The organism is Mycobacterium sp. TKK-01-0059 (genome assembly GCF_000709305.1).
Taxonomy (GTDB): Bacteria; Actinomycetota; Actinomycetes; order Mycobacteriales; family Mycobacteriaceae; genus Mycobacterium; species Mycobacterium intracellulare.
In genome coordinates, this window is record NZ_KL446993.1 from 3,530,565 (window position 1) to 3,546,025 (window position 15,461).

Genomic DNA, 15,461 nt, shown 5'->3' on the forward strand with positions numbered 1-15,461 from the left:
GGTCAGAGGCGGACCAGCTCGTAGTCGCCGAGCCGGTCGATCAGGTTGTGCAGGTGCTCGCCGGAGGTGCCCAGCGTGTGTTCGATGGCGGTGAGCCGGGCGGCGTAGTGGCTGATCGGGTACTCCGCGGTCACGCCGATGCCGCCGTGCATCTGGATCGACTCCTGCGCGATGTGCCGGCCCGAGCGGCCGATCTGCAGTTTCGCGCGCGAGGCGATCACCGGATCGAGGTTGCCGTCGGCGATCGACATGGCCGCGTACAGGCTCATGCTGCGGGCCAGTTCCAGCGACACGTACATGTCGGCGGCCCGCTGTGTCAGCGCCTGGAATTTGTTGAGCGTGACACCGAACTGCTTGCGGGTCTTGAGGTAATCGGTCGTCAGGCGCAGCGATTCCTCCATCGCCCCGAGCGCCTCGGCGCACAGCGCCGACTGGATGCGGATGATGGCGTTGCGGATGGCGCCCGACGCGTCGGCCGCCTCACCCAGAGGTTCGGCGGCGGCGGAGTCGAGGTCGATCTGGGCGCCGCGCTGCCCGTCGAAGGTGCGGTACGGGTGCCGTGTCACAGTATTTTCGGCGCTCGCGTCGACCAGGAACAGGCCCGTGCCGCCGTCGGGCAGGGCGGCGCTGATCACCAAGGTGTCGGCGCAGTCCCCGGCGAGCACCGGGTTCTTGCGGCCGCTCACCGTCCACGAATCACCTTGCTGCGCAGCCTTGGTGGTCAACTCGGCGGACGGCCTGCGTTGGCCCGGTTCGAGGTGGGCGAAGGCCAGCAGCCGTTGCCCGGACGCGACCTCGTCGAGCAGCTGCTTCTGTTCCTGGCTGCCCAGCTCGGCGATCAGCGCGCCGGGTCCCAGCGCGGCGTGCAGGACGGGTTCGGGGGCCAGCCGGCGCCCGATCTCGGTCAGCACCACCGCGATCTCGATCTGGCCGGACTCGTCGGGCTCGAATCCCAGCCCGAGGATCCCGGTGTCGGCGAGCTGGCTCCAGACCTCGCGGCTCCAGCCCAGATCGGAGCCGATGACCTTGTTGCGGCTTTCCGGGTCATAGGTGCGCGCCAGCAGGTCGCGGGTGGTGTCGCGGAGCAGGGACTGCTCGTCGCTCAACTGAAAGTCCATGGCTGCCTCACAATCCCAGAATGGTGGACGCGATGATATTGCGTTGCACTTCGCTGCTGCCGCCGTAGATCGACGTCTTGCGGTAGTTGAGGTAGTGCGGCGCACTGTGCTGCGCCCAGGACGGCGACGAGATGTCTTCGCCGTTGGCCGGGAGCGCATCCGGCCCGGCGACCTCGACGAGCAGTTCGGTGGCGATCTGCTGCAACTGGCTGCCGCGCAGTTTGAGCACCGACGAGGCCGGGTTGGGCTGCCCGTTCGCGGAGTCGGTGACGACGCGCGACTGCGTGAGTTCCAGTGCGAGCAGCTCGTTTTCGGCTTCGGCCAGCCGCGCCGCGAACAACGGATCGTCGAGCACCCCGGTGGCCGCGGCGTGCTTCTTCACCTCGGCGAGACGCACCTTGGTCCGGCCCACGCCGGCGATGCCGGTGCGCTCGTTGCCCAGCAGGAATTTCGCGTACGTCCAGCCCTTGTTCTCTTCTCCGACAAGCTGATTGGCCGGCACGCGGACGTCTTCGAAAAACACCTCGTTGATCTCGTGGCCGCCGTCGATCGTCTTGATGGGCCGCAGCGTGATGCCCGGCGTCTTCATGTCGAACAGCAGGAACGAGATGCCGGCCTGGCGCTTGGGCGCCTGCGGGTCGGTGCGGACCAGGCAGAAGATCCAATCCGCGTACTGGCCGAGGGTGGTCCAGGTCTTCTGGCCGTTGACGACGTAGCTGTCGCCGTCGCGGACCGCGGTGGTGCGCAGCGACGCCAGGTCCGACCCGGCCTCCGGCTCGGAAAACCCTTGGCACCACCAGATGTCGAGGCTGGCCGTCGGGGGCAGGAAGCGTTGTTTGACTTCCTCCGAACCGAATTCGGCGATCACCGGGCCCACCATCTTGGTGTTGAAGTTCAGCGGCTCCGGGACGCACGCCAGCTGCATCTCGTCGGCCCAGATTTGGTGCTGGGTCGGCGTCCAGTCCTTGCCGCCCCACTCGACCGGCCAGTTCGGTACCGCCAAACCGTGTTCGTGCAAGATTTTGTGGCTGGTGACGATGTCGTCGCGGTTCACTTCCGCCGAGCCCTGGCGCACCCGGTCGCGCAACTCCTGCGGGATCTTGGTCGTGTAGATGCTGCGGAGTTCGTCGCGGAACGCGGCTTCCTCGGGTGTGAGCGCCAGTTGCATGGCAGCCTCCTGTCGTGTCGGGGTGACCGTGGCGACCCGCCGCCCAAAGCCGATTTCTGGCGATGCTGGTCGTTCGCTCAACCTCCATCTTGACCCATCCCGTGCGAGCCCTGTGCACAGCCTCGGGTTAATCCACAGATCGGCCCGGAGGCGTCCTTCGGCGGGGCGGTTGCGGCTGCGGTCGGACCTACGGTCGGCCCATGCGAACAGAACTTCCGGCGGAGCGCCTGCAGCGGCGGCTCCGCGCCGAACCGGATGCCGATGCGGCTGCCGGGGATTCCGGGACGACGTCGGCCGAGGACTCCGCGGACGACGACCAGAACTCGCTGCTGCCGCGCTGGCTGCCCGACGCGTCCCACGATCGGGGCTGGGTGGCGAAGGTGCGCGCCGACCCGGGACGCGCGGGCGCCATCGGGTTGGCGATCGTGGCGGCGCTGGCCGTGCTGGTCACGGTGTTCACGTTGGTGCGCGACCGGCCGGCGCCGGTGATGTCGGCCAAGCTGCCGCCGGTGGAGAAGGTGTCGACGGCGAGCCCGCGCTCCTCGGCGAGCCCCGCCGCCGAACCGGACCACCCGGTGGTGGTCAGCGTGGTCGGCCTGGTGCACACCCCTGGGCTGGTGACCCTCGCGCCCGGCGCCCGCATCGCCGACGCGCTGCAGGCCGCCGGCGGCGCGGTGAACGGCGCCGACACCATCGGACTGAACATGGCGCGACCGCTCGGCGACGGCGAGCAGATCGTGGTCGGTCTCGCTCCCGCGCCGGGGCAGCCGACGGCGCTGGGCAGTTCGGTCGCCTCCGGATCGACGCCCACGTCGAAAGCGCCGCCCCCGCGGCCGGGGTCGGGATCGGTCAAGCCGAAAGCGGGCGAGGCGGTCAACCTCAACACCGCGACCGTCCAGGAACTCGACGCGCTGCCCGGCGTCGGGCCGGTCACCGCCACCGCGATCGTGGCGTGGCGGCAGGCCAACGGCAAGTTCACCAGCGTGGACCAGCTCGCCGATGTCGAGGGCATCGGGCCGGCGCGGCTGGAGAAGCTACGCGCCCTGGTCCGTGTCTGAGGGTGCATCACCCCGGGTTGGGTGCCCCGCCCGGCGCCCGAGTCGATGTGCGCCTGGTGCCGGCGGCGCTGACCTGCTGGGCGGTCACCGCCGGCGGGATCTGGTGGCCGATCGGGCGCGCCCTCGCTTGGTGCTGCGTCGTGTTGATCGGCGCCTCGGCAGCGCTGGCGTGGCGCGCGCGAGACCGTCCCGCTGCAGGGGCGCGGTTACGGGCGATCAGCGCCGCGCTCGCGGCGATCGGCGTCGTGGGGGCGGGTTTCGGGTTCGCGATCGCGCTGCGCGCCGACGCGGTCGATCGCCACCCGATCGCCGCGGTGTACGGCATGACCGCCGCGGTCACGGTCACCCCCACCGAGAGCCCGGTGTCGTTGGGTAGCGCCCGGTTGATGTTTCGGGCCACCCTGCAACGCCTGCGGGAGGACGAGACCTCCGGGCGGGTGGTCGTTTTCGCGCGCGCCGCGGATTTCGGTGGGCTGATGGTGGGACAGCCGCTGCGGTTCAGCGCGCGCATCGGCCGTCCGATGCGGCGCGATTTGACGGTCGCGGTGCTCAACGCGTCGGGCCGGCCGACCATGGGCGCCGCGGGCGCCGTGCAACGGGTGGCGCACGGCGTGCGCAGCCGGTTCTCCGCGGCGGTCCGCGAGGCGTTGCCCGGCGAGCAGGCCGCGCTGCTGCCCGCGCTGGTGCTCGGCGACACCTCGGCGGTGTCCAGCGACATGGGGCGTGACTTCCGCGCGGCCGGCATGACGCACCTGATGGCGGTGTCGGGGGCCAACGTGACGATCGTGTGTGCCGCCGTGCTGTTCTCGGCCCGATTGGTCGGCCCCCGGACGGCCGTCGTCCTTGCCGCGCTGGCTTTGGTGGCCTTCGTCATCGTCGTGCAGCCGACCGCCAGCGTGTTGCGGGCCGCGGTGATGGGCGCCATCGCGTTGGCGGGAATGCTGTCTTCGCGTCGGCGCAAAGCCATTCCGGCCCTTGCCGCCACGGTGCTGCTGTTGTTTGCCGTCGCCCCGCAGCTGGCCGTCGACGTCGGGTTCGCGTTGTCGGCGCTCGCCACGGCCGCGCTGATCGTCGTCGCACCGGTCTGGTCGCGGCGGCTGACGGCCCGGGGTTGCCCCAAGCCGTTGGCCGATGCGCTGGCCGTAGCCTGGGCCGCGCAGATCGTGACCGCGCCGCTGGTCGCGGCGATCTCCGGCCGGTTCAGCGTGGTCGCCGCCGCCGCCAACCTCGTCGTGGCGGCCGTGATCGCGCCGATCACGGTGTTGGGCACCGCGGCCGCGGCACTCTGCCCGCTATGGCCGGCCGCCGCGCGGCTGCTCATTCGCTTCACCGGCCCCGAGTTGTGGTGGGTGGCCGGCGTGGCCCGCTGGGCGGCCGGCCTGCCCGGGGCGACGGTGCCGGTCCCGGAGGGCACGCCCGGCACGATGCTCGTCGGTGGTGTGACCGTGCTGGCGATCGTGCTGTGGCGGTGGCGCCCGTTCCGCCTCGTCTCGGGAGTGGCCGCGCTGGCCGGGCTGGCCTGGGCGCTGTCCGGGATCGTCGGTCGGCCGTGACACCATCATGGGGTGAGCGAGGTTTCGCCGTTGCACCTGGTGCTGGGAGATGAGGAGCTGCTGGTCGAGCGGGCGGTGGCCGACGTGCTGCGGTCGGCGCGGAAACGGGCCGGCAAGGACGCGGACATTCCGGTCAACCGGATGCGGGCGGGTGACGTCAGCACCTACGAGCTCGCCGAGCTGCTGAGCCCCTCGCTGTTCGCCGACGAACGCATCGTCGTGCTGGAGGCGGCCGGCGAAGCGGGCAAAGACGCTGCCGCAGTGATTGTTTCGGCCGCGACCGACATGCCGGCGGGCGTCGTGCTGGTGGTGGTGCACTCGGGCGGCGGGCGGGCCAAGGCGCTGGCCACCGACCTGCAGAAGCTCGGCGCCCAGGTGCACCCGTGCGCGCGGATCACCAAGCTCAGCGAACGCATTGACTTCGTCCGCAAGGAGTTCCGCGCCCTGCGCGTCAAGGCCGACGAGCAGACCGTGACCGCGATGCTGGACGCGGTCGGCTCCGACCTGCGCGAGTTGGCGTCCGCCTGCTCCCAATTGGTCGCCGACACCGGCGGGGCCGTCGACGCCGCCGCGGTGCGGCGCTATCACAGCGGCAAGGCCGAGGTGAAGGGCTTCGACATCGCCGACAAGGCGGTGGCCGGTGACATCGAGGGAGCAGCCGAGGCGCTGCGCTGGGCGATGATGCGCGGCGAGCCCCTGGTGGTGCTGGCGGACGCCCTGGCCGAGGCGATCCACACCATCGGCCGCGTCGGACCGCTGTCGGGCGATCCCTACCGGATGGCGTCGCAGCTGGGCATGCCGCCCTGGCGCGTGCAGAAGGCCCAGAAACAGGCCCGGCATTGGTCCCGCGACACGGTGGCCGCGGCGATGCAGGTGGTCGCGGCGCTCAACGCGAACGTCAAGGGGGCGGTGGCGGACGCCGACTATGCCCTGGAATCCGCGGTCAGGCAGGTTGCCGAGCTAGCCGCCCAGCGCGGACGCTGAGGCCGGGCCTCAGAGCTTGTTGAGGGCCTGCGCCAGCGCCGACTTCTTGTTGGCGGCCTGGTTCTTGTGAATCACGCCCTTGCTGGCGGCCTTGTCCAGCTTGCGGTTGGTCGACACCAGCAACTCGGCGGCCTTCTCCTTGTCGCCGGCGCTGGTGGCCTCGCGGAACGCGCGGACGGCGGTGCGCAGCGACGACTTCACCGACTTGTTGCGCAGGCGAGCGCGCTCGTTCGTCTTGTTGCGCTTCTGCTGCGACTTGATGTTGGCCACGCTCGGGTTCCTTCTTCGATCAGACGTTTGGTTGGGGCGCCGGAAATCACCACAGCGATTGCCCAGGTTATCAGTGAGTTACGTTTTCTCCCAAAACGGGAACACGTCGGCTGCCAGAACATCGATTTGAGGCAGCATCTGAACAGTGAGTCTGACGAACCAGCTTGAGGAGACCAGGCGGGGTTTTCGCGCTGCGCGTTCTGAGCGGATTTTCGGCGGATACAACACGTCCTCGGACGCCTACGACATGGCCTTCGACGAGATGTTCGACGCCCAGGGCGCCGTTCGTGGCCCCTACAAGGGCATCTACGCCGAACTCGCGCCGTCGGACGCCTCGGAGCTCGAGGCTCGCGCCGAAGCGCTCTCGCGCGCGTTCCTCGACCAGGGCATCACCTTCTCTTTGTCGGGCCAGGAGCGGCCCTTTCCGCTGGACTTGGTGCCGCGGGTCATCTCGGCCGCCGAGTGGGCCCGGCTCGAACGCGGCATCACCCAGCGGGTCAAGGCGCTCGAGATGTACCTCGACGACATCTACGGCGACCAGGAAATCCTCAACGACGGGGTGATCCCGCGCCGGTTGGTCACCTCCTGCGAGCATTTTCACCGCCAGGCGATGGGCATCGTCCCGCCCAACGGCGTCCGGATCCACGTCGCCGGCATCGATCTGATCCGCGACGAAAAGGGCAATTTCCGGGTCCTCGAGGACAATCTGCGCTCGCCGTCGGGCGTCTCCTATGTAATGGAGAACCGCCGCACCATGGCGCGCGTCTTCCCGAACCTGTTCGCCACGCATCGCGTGCGTTCCGTCGACGACTACGCCTCCCACCTGCTGCGGGCGCTGCGCAACTCCGCGGCCACCAACGAGGCCGACCCGACGGTGGTGGTGCTGACCCCGGGCGTCTACAACTCGGCGTATTTCGAGCATTCGCTGCTGGCCCGTCAGATGGGCGTCGAGCTGGTCGAAGGGCGCGACCTGTTCTGCCGCGACAACCAGGTGTACATGCGCACCACCGAAGGGGAGCGGCAGGTCGACGTCATCTACCGGCGCATCGACGACGCCTTCCTGGACCCGCTGCAGTTCCGCGCCGACTCGGTGCTCGGGGTGGCCGGCCTGGTCAACGCCGCCCGCGCCGGAAACGTCGTCATCTCCAGCGCGATCGGCAACGGCGTCGGCGACGACAAACTCGTCTACACCTACGTGCCCACCATGATCGAGTACTACCTGGGCGAGAAGCCGCTGCTGGCCAACGTCGAGACGCTGCGCTGCTGGCTCGACGACGAACGCGAAGAGGTGCTCGACCGGATCGACGAGTTGGTCCTCAAGCCGGTCGAGGGATCCGGCGGCTACGGCATCGTGTTCGGTCCGGAGGCCTCCGAGAAGGAGTTGGCGGCCGTCGCCAAAAAGATCCGCGACGATCCGCGCAGCTGGATCGCCCAGCCGATGATGGAGCTTTCGACGGTGCCGACGCAGGTCGGCAGCGCGCTCGCCCCCCGCTACGTCGACTTGCGTCCGTTCGCGGTCAACGACGGCAACGACGTCTGGGTGCTGCCCGGCGGCCTGACCCGGACGGCGCTGGTCGAGGGGTCACGGGTGGTCAACTCCAGCCAGGGCGGCGGCTCGAAGGACACCTGGGTGTTGGCGTCGCGGGCATCAGCCGGCGACCACGAGCTCGAGGCGGCGGAGGTGGTGCGCGCGTTGCCGACCTCCATGCCCGACCCCATGCTGGACGACTCGCCGCGGCTGGCCTCGCAACAGCCGCAACCCACCGAACGGCCCGTGCGCGAGCAGCTCGAACAGCAGCAGCAACAACGGGCGGTGTTCGATGCTGGCACGTAACGCCGAGGCGCTCTACTGGATCGGGCGCTACGTCGAACGCGCCGACGACACCGCGCGGATTCTGGACGTTGTCCTGCACCAGTTGCTCGAGGATTCCAGCGTCGACCCCGATCAGGCTTCGCGCCTGCTGTTGCGGGTGCTCGGCATCGATCCACCGGATCATGAACTCGACGTGTGGTCGTTGACCGATTTGGTGGCCTACAGCAAAAACGCCCAGGGCGGCTGCTCGATCGTCGACGCCATCACCGCAGCCCGCGAAAACGCGAAGTCAGCGCGGGAGGTGACGTCCAGCGAGATCTGGGAGTGCCTCAACACCACCTACCACGCCCTGCCCGAACGCGAGCGCGCCGCCAAACGCCTTGGGCCGCATGACTTCCTGTCGTTCGTGGAGCGGCGGGCGGCGATGTTCGCCGGGCTGGCCGACTCCACGCTGTCGCGCGACGACGGGTATCGCTTCATGGTCTTGGGCCGGGCGATCGAGCGCGTCGACATGACGGTGCGGCTGTTGCTGTCGCGGGTCGGGGACAGCGCCTCGTCCCCGGCATGGGTGACGCTGCTGCGGTCGGCGGGCGCGCATGACACCTATCTGCGCACGTATCGCGGTGTGCTCGACGCGGGGCGGGTGGTCGAGTTCATGTTGCTCGACCGGCTGTTTCCGCGTTCGGTGTTCTACTCGCTGCGGCTGGCCGAACACAACCTCGACGAACTGGTCCGCAATCGGCAGAGCCGGATCGGGGCGACCGCCGAGGCCCAGCGGTTGCTCGGGCAGGCCCGCAGCGAGTTGGAGTTCGTCCAGCCCGGGGTGCTGCTCGAGACGCTGGAAAGCCGGCTGGCGGGACTGCAGCGCACCTGCCACGACGTCGGGGAAGCCTTGGCGCTGCAGTACTTTCACATCACGCCGTGGGTGGCGTGGTCGGACGCCGGTCAGCGCCCCCGACTGGTCAGCAGGAAAGAGGACGGCTGATGTGGCGGCTGCGGGTGGTGCACACCACGGGGTACGCCTACCAGTCACCGGTGACCGCCTCCTACAACGAAGCCCGGCTGACGCCGCGGTCGAACAACCGCCAGAACGTCATCCTCAACCGCGTCGAAACCATCCCGGCAACCCGGTCCTACCGCTACATCGACTATTGGGGTACCGCGGTGACGGCGTTCGATTTGCACGCGCCGCACACCGATTTGACGGTGATGTCCTCTTCGGTCGTGGAGACCGAACGCGCCGAGGCCCCGGCCACCGAGGTGGGCTGGGACGACCTGCGCTCGGATGCCGTGATCGATCGCTTCGACGATTTGCTCCGCCCCACCGGGCATGCCCCCGCCAGCAAGCGGGTGGCCTCGGTGGGCAAGAAGATCAGCAAAACCCACGCGCCGGCCGAAGCCGTTGTCGCCGCGGCCCATTGGGTGCGCGACGAACTGGACTACCTGCCGGGAACAACCAGCGTGCACTCGTCGGGGCTGGACGCGCTCAAGGCGGGCAAGGGTGTCTGCCAGGACTTCGTACACCTGACGCTGATGTTGTTGCGCGGCATGGGGATTCCCGCGCACTACGTTTCGGGATACCTGCATCCCAAACGCGACGCCGTCGTCGGGGACACCGTGGAAGGGCGCAGTCACGCCTGGATCGAGGCGTGGACGGGCGCCTGGTGGAGTTATGACCCCACCAACGACACCGAGATCACCGAGCAGTACGTCGGCGTGGGTGCGGGTCGCGACTACGCCGATGTTTCCCCGTTGAAGGGCATCTACTCCGGAGAGGGCGCCACCGACCTCGACGTGATCGTGGAGGTGACCCGGCTCGCCTAGGGGCCGGTATGCAGCGCTACCGTGACGTGCGGTTGGCCCGACGCGCTAGGTAGCCGGACGCAGAGGCGCCGACGGCGAGCGGGTGCGGGATACCGTTTGGCAATGAACGTTATCCGCGAAACCGGGCCCCTGACGGCGCTGTCCCTGCTGTGCGTCGGGCTGCTCTTCGGGGGGATCGCGATCGGCGTCGGGATCGGCGGTGTCATGCCGTTGCCGTACGGCCCCGTCGGCGCGGTGGCCGCGTACGTGCGGGCCCAGCCAACCGCCGTGCGCGTCATGGCCGTTGCGACGTTCGCGTCGGCGGTCCCGCTGGCGGTCTACGCGGCGACGGCCGCCGCACGGGTGAGGCAACTCGGCGCCGGCCCCGCGGCGGCCGCGATCGCGCTTACGGCCGGCGCCTTGGCCGCCGGCGCGCTCGGCTTGGCCGGCGTGCTGGGTTGGGCGATGTCGTGGCCGGAAGTCAGCGCCGACACCGCCGTGGCGAGAGCGCTGTACTTGCTCGTCTTTCTCACTGGCGGCCCGGCCCACATCGTGGCGTTGGGCCTGTTGGTGGCCGCGATGGCGGCGCCCGGGGGAGTGCTGCCCGGCCCGCTCGCCCGGGCCGGCCTGGCGACCGCCGTCCTCGCCGAATCGGCGGCCGGCGTTTTGATCTGGCCCGCGCTGGGGGTGCTGTTGCCGGTCGCCCGGGTGGTGGCGCTGACCTGGCTGGTGGTGGCGGGTGTCGCGATTACCCGTGCGGCGCAACGCGATTCGTCGTCCCGGTAGGGCGTCAGGTGGGCGCGTCGACCTGAACCCGGTGCAGGTCGTCGCCGAGCTCGATGCGCCCACCGAACTGCTCGGCGGCCAGCGCCCGCCACTGCTCTTCCTGGCCGGGCACCAGCGCGGGCACGTAGTGCGTCATGACCAGGGTGCCGACGCCCGCGCGGGCGGCGGTCGCCGCCGCCTCTTCGACCGAGGAGTGGTAATCGCAGATGTCGACGAGCCGCTGCTGCGGGATGGTGGCGACGATGTCCTTGCGGATCACGGTGTGCACCAGGGCGCCGGCCCCGGCCGCGAGCTCGTCCAGGCTCGCGCACGGCACGGTGTCGCCGGCCAGCACCACCGATGCCCCCTCGTATTCGATGCGGAACCCGATGGTCGGGGCCACCGGCCGGTGATCGGTGGCGCCCACCCGGATCGATACGCCGTCGCGGTCCCACACCGGACCGTCGGTGTATTCGTGGACCTCGACGGCCGGCGGCGCATTCAGATCGGCGTGATGGGCGATGCGGTAGCCGATGTCGTGGTGAAACGCCTTCAGCGTCGCCTCCACCAGTTCCGCGGTGCCGGGCGGCCCGATGATGGGCAGCGGCGCGGGATCGGGGGTGAAGGTGCTGATCCACCGCGTGATGAGGACGTCGCCGAGGTCGCCGACGTGATCGCTGTGAAGGTGAGTGAGGAGCAGCGCCGACAAGCCGGCCGCACCTACCCCGACCGCCGCCGCGCGCTGCAGCACCCCGCGCCCGCAGTCCGCCAAAAACACCTGCCCGCCGGCCCGCACGAGGGTCGACGGCCCGGCCCGGTTCGGGTCGGGGATCGGACTTCCGGTGCCCAGCAGAGTGACCTCGATCATGGCCCTATCTTGCAGGTCCCCGCGGTTTGCGGTGGCCCGATCGAACGATCCGGCAGGCCGGCGGCGCTTGGACACGATCTGTGTGCAGGTTCTCTTGGTGGCTTTTCCGCCGCGCGAGTTAGCCGTAGCCTGATGTGAAGCGGATCACAAACCCGGCTGGAGGCCTTGATGCGGATTGCGGACGTCTTGCGGAACAAGGGCGCGGCGGTGGTGACCATCAACCCGGACGCGACGGTTCGTGAGCTGCTGGCGGGTCTGACCGAGCAGAACATCGGCGCCATGGTGGTGGTCGGCGACGAGGGGGTCGTCGGCATCGTGTCGGAGCGCGACGTCGTGCGCCAGCTCCACACTCATGGCGCCAGCGTGCTGTCACGCCCGGTCTCCAAGATCATGACCAGCATGCTGGCCACGTGCACGAAGGCCGACACCGTCGATGCGATCAGCGTGCTGATGACCAAGAACCGGGTGCGTCACGTGCCGGTGTTGGACGGGAAGAAGCTGATCGGCATCGTCAGCATTGGTGACGTGGTGAAGACCCGGATGGAAGAACTCGAGGCCGAGCAGCAGCAGCTGCAGTCCTACATCACCCAGGGCTGACTCGGCGGCGGCTTGCTCAACCCGCCGGCCCCGCTCGCCGAACGTGCAGCAGGGCGATAACTTCGCCGTTTTCTCGCCGCGAGTGCACGCTCGGCGACTTGGCCGACTCAGCGCCAGGAGTAGTCGGCGCGCAGCCGCGCCGCCACGACATCGAAGATCTCGCGATCCAGAATGGCGCCCTCGCGCCGAATGCCCTCTTCGGGCACGTCGAGCACGCGGTCCAGCCGAACCCAACTGGATCGTCCCTCGTAATCCCAACTGCCCGAGCCGATTCCAACCCACTCCGGATCGGCGGCGTGGCGCTCCTGGCTGGAGACCATCAACCCCAGCAGGGTGCCGCGGTCGCGTCCCACGACCAGCACGGGCCGGTCCTTACCCCGGCTGGGATCGTCCTCGTAAACCACCCACGTCCAGACGATCTCGCCGGGATCGGCCCGGCCGTCCAGGCTCGGCGCGTACACGAGTTTGCGGGCCCGCTGCGCGGTGGGCCGACTGTTGCTGGTCACCGGCCGGCCCGCGACCGTCGTGTCGGACGGTGGCGGCGCCGCGGCGGCGATGACGTTCGCGGTGATCCGCACGGCCTGTTGCAACTCGCGCAGGACGGTCTGGGAATTCTGGACGTGCCGGGCCAGCCGCGGGGCACCGTTGAACACCAGATTCTCGGCAAACCGCTGGAACGTCTTCCACTGCGATTTCCGGGCAGACGCCATATTCGCAGCATAGACGCGAGCAATCGGGCGCGACTGTGTCCAAGTAGGTCCGGGCGACGCTGCATAGATACGCTGGACATGCCGCGAACCGCCAGTAAAACGGCCGCGCAGCGCCCATCACGTTTGACGTAGACCAGGAGATTCCCATCAGCAGTTTCGCCGACAAGACCTTCACCGCGCCGGCGCAGATTCGGAATTTCTGCATCATCGCCCACATCGATCACGGCAAGTCGACGCTGGCCGACCGGATGCTGCAGCTCACCGGCGTCGTCGATGAGCGCTCGATGCGCGCCCAGTACCTGGACCGGATGGACATCGAGCGCGAGCGCGGCATCACCATCAAGGCGCAGAACGTCCGGCTCCCGTGGAAAGTCGACGCCGAAGACCATGTCCTGCACCTGATCGACACCCCGGGCCACGTCGACTTCACCTACGAGGTGTCGCGCGCCCTGGAGGCCTGCGAGGGCGCGGTGCTGCTGGTCGACGCCGCCCAGGGCATCGAGGCGCAGACCCTGGCCAACCTCTACCTGGCGCTGGACCGTGACCTGACCATCATCCCGGTGCTCAACAAGATCGACCTCCCGGCGGCCGACCCGGACCGCTACGCCGGAGAGCTCGCCCACATCATCGGCTGCGAGCCCGACGACGTCTTAAGGGTGTCCGGCAAAACCGGCGAGGGAGTGGCCGAGCTGCTCGACGAGGTGGTGCGCCAGGTGCCGCCCCCGCAGGGCGAGGCCGACGCGCCCCTGCGAGCGATGATCTTCGACTCGGTCTACGACATCTACCGCGGCGTGGTGACCTACGTCCGGGTGGTCGACGGCAAGATCACCCCGCGCGAACGCATCGCGATGATGTCCACGGGCGCCACGCACGAACTGCTCGAGGTCGGCATCGTTTCGCCCGAGCCGAAGGCCAGCGAGGGCCTGGGTGTGGGCGAGGTGGGTTACCTGATCACCGGGGTCAAAGACGTCCGCCAGTCCAAGGTGGGTGACACCGTGACGACGGCCAAGCGCGGCGCCGCCGAAGCGCTGACGGGATACCGCGAGCCCAGGCCGATGGTCTACTCGGGGCTGTATCCCGTGGACGGTTCGGACTATCCGGTTCTGCGCGACGCGCTGGACAGGCTGCAACTCAACGACGCGGCCCTGACCTACGAGCCGGAGACGTCGGTGGCGCTGGGCTTCGGATTCCGTTGTGGCTTCTTGGGTTTGCTGCACATGGAGATCACCCGGGAGCGCCTGGAGCGAGAGTTCGACCTGGACCTGATTTCGACGTCGCCCAACGTCGTCTATCGCGTGGTCAAAGAGGACAACACCGAAGTCGTCGTGACCAACCCGTCGGACTGGCCCGAAGGCAAGGTCCGCACCGTCTACGAGCCGGTGGTGAAGACCACCATCATCGCGCCCAGCGAATTCATCGGCACCATCATGGAACTGTGCCAGTCGCGCCGCGGCGAGCTCGGCGGAATGGACTACCTGTCACCCGAACGCGTGGAGCTGCGCTACACCATGCCGCTGGGCGAGATCATCTTCGACTTCTTCGACTCCCTGAAGTCACGCACCCGCGGCTACGCCAGCCTCGACTACGAGGAGGCCGGCGAGCAAGAGGCCCAGCTGGTCAAGGTCGACATCCTGTTGCAGGGCGAGGCGGTCGACGCGTTCAGCGCGATCGTGCACAAGGACGGCGCCTCGGCCTACGGCAACAAGATGACCACCAAGCTCAAAGAGCTGATCCCACGCCAGCAGTTCGAGGTGCCGGTCCAGGCGGCGATCGGATCGAAAATCATTGCGCGCGAAAACATCCGAGCCATCCGCAAGGACGTGCTGTCCAAATGTTACGGCGGTGACATCACCCGCAAGCGCAAACTTCTGGAAAAGCAGAAGGAAGGCAAGAAGCGGATGAAGACCATCGGGCGGGTCGACGTACCGCAGGAGGCGTTCGTCGCCGCGCTGTCCGCGGACGCGGCGGGGGACAAGGGCAAGAAGTAGCCATGCGGATACTCAAAGCGGCGGCGACGCTCGCGGTCCTGGCCACGCTGGTGACGGGATGCGGCGCGGTCGTGAACGGGACGGCGAAGCCGGCACCGAACCTCAAGCTGCGTCCGCTGAGCGGCGCGACGGTCAGCAAGGTGCTGCTCGACGGCGCGACGCTGTCGCGGATGCTCGACCAGACGCTGATCTCCCGCGAGCCGGCGCAAGTCGGCGGCCCCGAGAAGCTCTACCAGGTCAAGCGGTCGACGTCGCAGGCCGGTTGCCTGGGCGTGACGGCGATGCTGCAAAAGAGCGTGTACCGCTCCGCCCAGGTCCAGGACGTCGCCTCGGTGTCGTGGTGGAACAACGGCGAACCGGCGCAGGTGATCACCGTGATGGAGGGCGTGGTCACGCTGCCCTCGGCCGCGCAGGCTCAGGCGTTGTTCGCGCAGTTCTCGCAGCAGTGGCAGCAATGCAACGGCATGACGACCTCGGAACAGACCGGCCCGATCAGCACGACGAACGTCATCAGCGATGTCCGCGGCACCGCTACCACCATCGCGGCGACCAAAACCGCCACCTCGGTGCTGCCCAACATGCCCGCCCTGCGGCCCACCCCCCAGGCGCGGGCCATCGGTATCCGGTCGAACTGCCTCGTAGAGGTCGAGGTGGTCTTCTTCGGCGGGCGGCGATCCACCGACCCGGGATCGGCCAACGTCAACAGCAGCGCGCTCGACATCGCGCGCGCCATGATGGACAGGGTCAACGCGCTGAGCTGAGGTCG

General features: G+C 68.9%; 15 protein-coding genes. 10 read left to right on the forward strand and 5 right to left on the reverse strand.

Features of this window, described 5'->3' with window-relative positions; genetic code table 11:
* Nucleotides 1-2 precede the first annotated feature (2 nt).
* Nucleotides 3-1,118, reverse strand: coding sequence for an acyl-CoA dehydrogenase family protein (locus K883_RS16805; protein WP_036455022.1), 1,116 nt, complete (start codon nucleotides 1,116-1,118; stop codon nucleotides 3-5).
* A 7-nt stretch (nucleotides 1,119-1,125) separates the two neighbouring features.
* Entirely contained in the window at nucleotides 1,126-2,286 is a 1,161-nt protein-coding gene (locus K883_RS16810; protein WP_008255257.1) for an acyl-CoA dehydrogenase family protein, read from the reverse strand.
* Between the two features lie 200 nt (nucleotides 2,287-2,486).
* Here K883_RS16810 and K883_RS16815 point away from each other — a divergent pair, with 200 nt between their 5' ends.
* From K883_RS16815 to holA, 3 genes are read left to right on the forward strand one after another with little or no spacing between them, the layout of a single operon-like run.
* Complete coding sequence (locus tag K883_RS16815; protein ID WP_036455024.1) at nucleotides 2,487-3,344, forward strand: ComEA family DNA-binding protein; 858 nt, start codon at nucleotides 2,487-2,489, stop codon at nucleotides 3,342-3,344.
* Nucleotides 3,345-3,391: 47 nt separating this feature from the next.
* A complete protein-coding gene (locus K883_RS16820) occupies nucleotides 3,392-4,897 on the forward strand; it encodes a ComEC/Rec2 family competence protein (protein ID WP_036455026.1) in 1,506 nt (501 codons plus the stop codon).
* Between the two features lie 30 nt (nucleotides 4,898-4,927).
* Nucleotides 4,928-5,881: a DNA polymerase III subunit delta gene (holA, locus tag K883_RS16825; RefSeq protein WP_086427180.1), complete on the forward strand. Its 954-nt coding sequence runs from the start codon at nucleotides 4,928-4,930 to the stop codon at nucleotides 5,879-5,881.
* Nucleotides 5,882-5,890: 9 nt separating this feature from the next.
* Here the strand turns inward: holA and rpsT are convergent, their stop codons facing one another.
* Complete coding sequence (gene rpsT, locus K883_RS16830; protein ID WP_008255272.1) at nucleotides 5,891-6,151, reverse strand: 30S ribosomal protein S20; 261 nt, start codon at nucleotides 6,149-6,151, stop codon at nucleotides 5,891-5,893.
* 145 nt (nucleotides 6,152-6,296) lie between these two features.
* On the opposite strand from rpsT, the gene K883_RS16835 reads away from it, so the two are divergent.
* The 4 genes from K883_RS16835 (at nucleotide 6,297) to K883_RS16850 (ending at nucleotide 10,553) form a co-directional block, all read left to right on the forward strand.
* On the forward strand, nucleotides 6,297-7,985 hold the full coding sequence (locus K883_RS16835; protein ID WP_036455028.1) for a circularly permuted type 2 ATP-grasp protein: 1,689 nt from the start codon (nucleotides 6,297-6,299) through the stop codon (nucleotides 7,983-7,985).
* Nucleotides 7,972-8,949: an alpha-E domain-containing protein gene (locus K883_RS16840; protein ID WP_008255276.1), complete on the forward strand. Its 978-nt coding sequence runs from the start codon at nucleotides 7,972-7,974 to the stop codon at nucleotides 8,947-8,949. The genes K883_RS16835 and K883_RS16840 overlap by 14 nt, the downstream gene beginning before the upstream one ends.
* Nucleotides 8,949-9,788 carry a transglutaminase family protein gene (locus K883_RS16845; RefSeq protein WP_008255278.1) on the forward strand — a complete coding sequence of 280 codons (840 nt, stop codon included), beginning with the start codon at nucleotides 8,949-8,951 and terminating at the stop codon, nucleotides 9,786-9,788. Before K883_RS16840 ends, K883_RS16845 begins: the two co-directional genes overlap by 1 nt.
* Nucleotides 9,789-9,890: 102 nt before the next feature.
* Nucleotides 9,891-10,553, forward strand: a complete 663-nt coding sequence (locus K883_RS16850; RefSeq protein ID WP_036455030.1) for a hypothetical protein — start codon at nucleotides 9,891-9,893, stop codon at nucleotides 10,551-10,553.
* A 4-nt stretch (nucleotides 10,554-10,557) separates the two neighbouring features.
* Here K883_RS16850 and K883_RS16855 read toward each other — a convergent pair whose 3' ends face one another.
* On the reverse strand, nucleotides 10,558-11,400 hold the full coding sequence (locus K883_RS16855; protein ID WP_008255282.1) for a ribonuclease Z: 843 nt from the start codon (nucleotides 11,398-11,400) through the stop codon (nucleotides 10,558-10,560).
* Nucleotides 11,401-11,568: 168 nt separating this feature from the next.
* Between K883_RS16855 and K883_RS16860 the strand changes: the two genes are divergently transcribed.
* The gene (locus K883_RS16860; RefSeq protein WP_008255284.1) at nucleotides 11,569-11,997 is read left to right on the forward strand and encodes a CBS domain-containing protein; all 429 of its coding nucleotides are present in this window, start codon (nucleotides 11,569-11,571) and stop codon (nucleotides 11,995-11,997) included.
* A gap of 107 nt (nucleotides 11,998-12,104) precedes the next feature.
* Here K883_RS16860 and K883_RS16865 read toward each other — a convergent pair whose 3' ends face one another.
* Entirely contained in the window at nucleotides 12,105-12,707 is a 603-nt protein-coding gene (locus K883_RS16865) for a type II toxin-antitoxin system PemK/MazF family toxin (protein ID WP_008255287.1), read from the reverse strand.
* A gap of 116 nt (nucleotides 12,708-12,823) precedes the next feature.
* On the opposite strand from K883_RS16865, the gene lepA reads away from it, so the two are divergent.
* Nucleotides 12,824-14,695, forward strand: coding sequence for a translation elongation factor 4 (lepA, locus tag K883_RS16870; RefSeq protein WP_081490075.1), 1,872 nt, complete (start codon nucleotides 12,824-12,826; stop codon nucleotides 14,693-14,695).
* A gap of 2 nt (nucleotides 14,696-14,697) precedes the next feature.
* Entirely contained in the window at nucleotides 14,698-15,456 is a 759-nt protein-coding gene (locus tag K883_RS16875; RefSeq protein ID WP_014711145.1) for a sensor domain-containing protein, read from the forward strand.
* The last annotated feature ends 5 nt before the right edge of the window (nucleotides 15,457-15,461 follow it).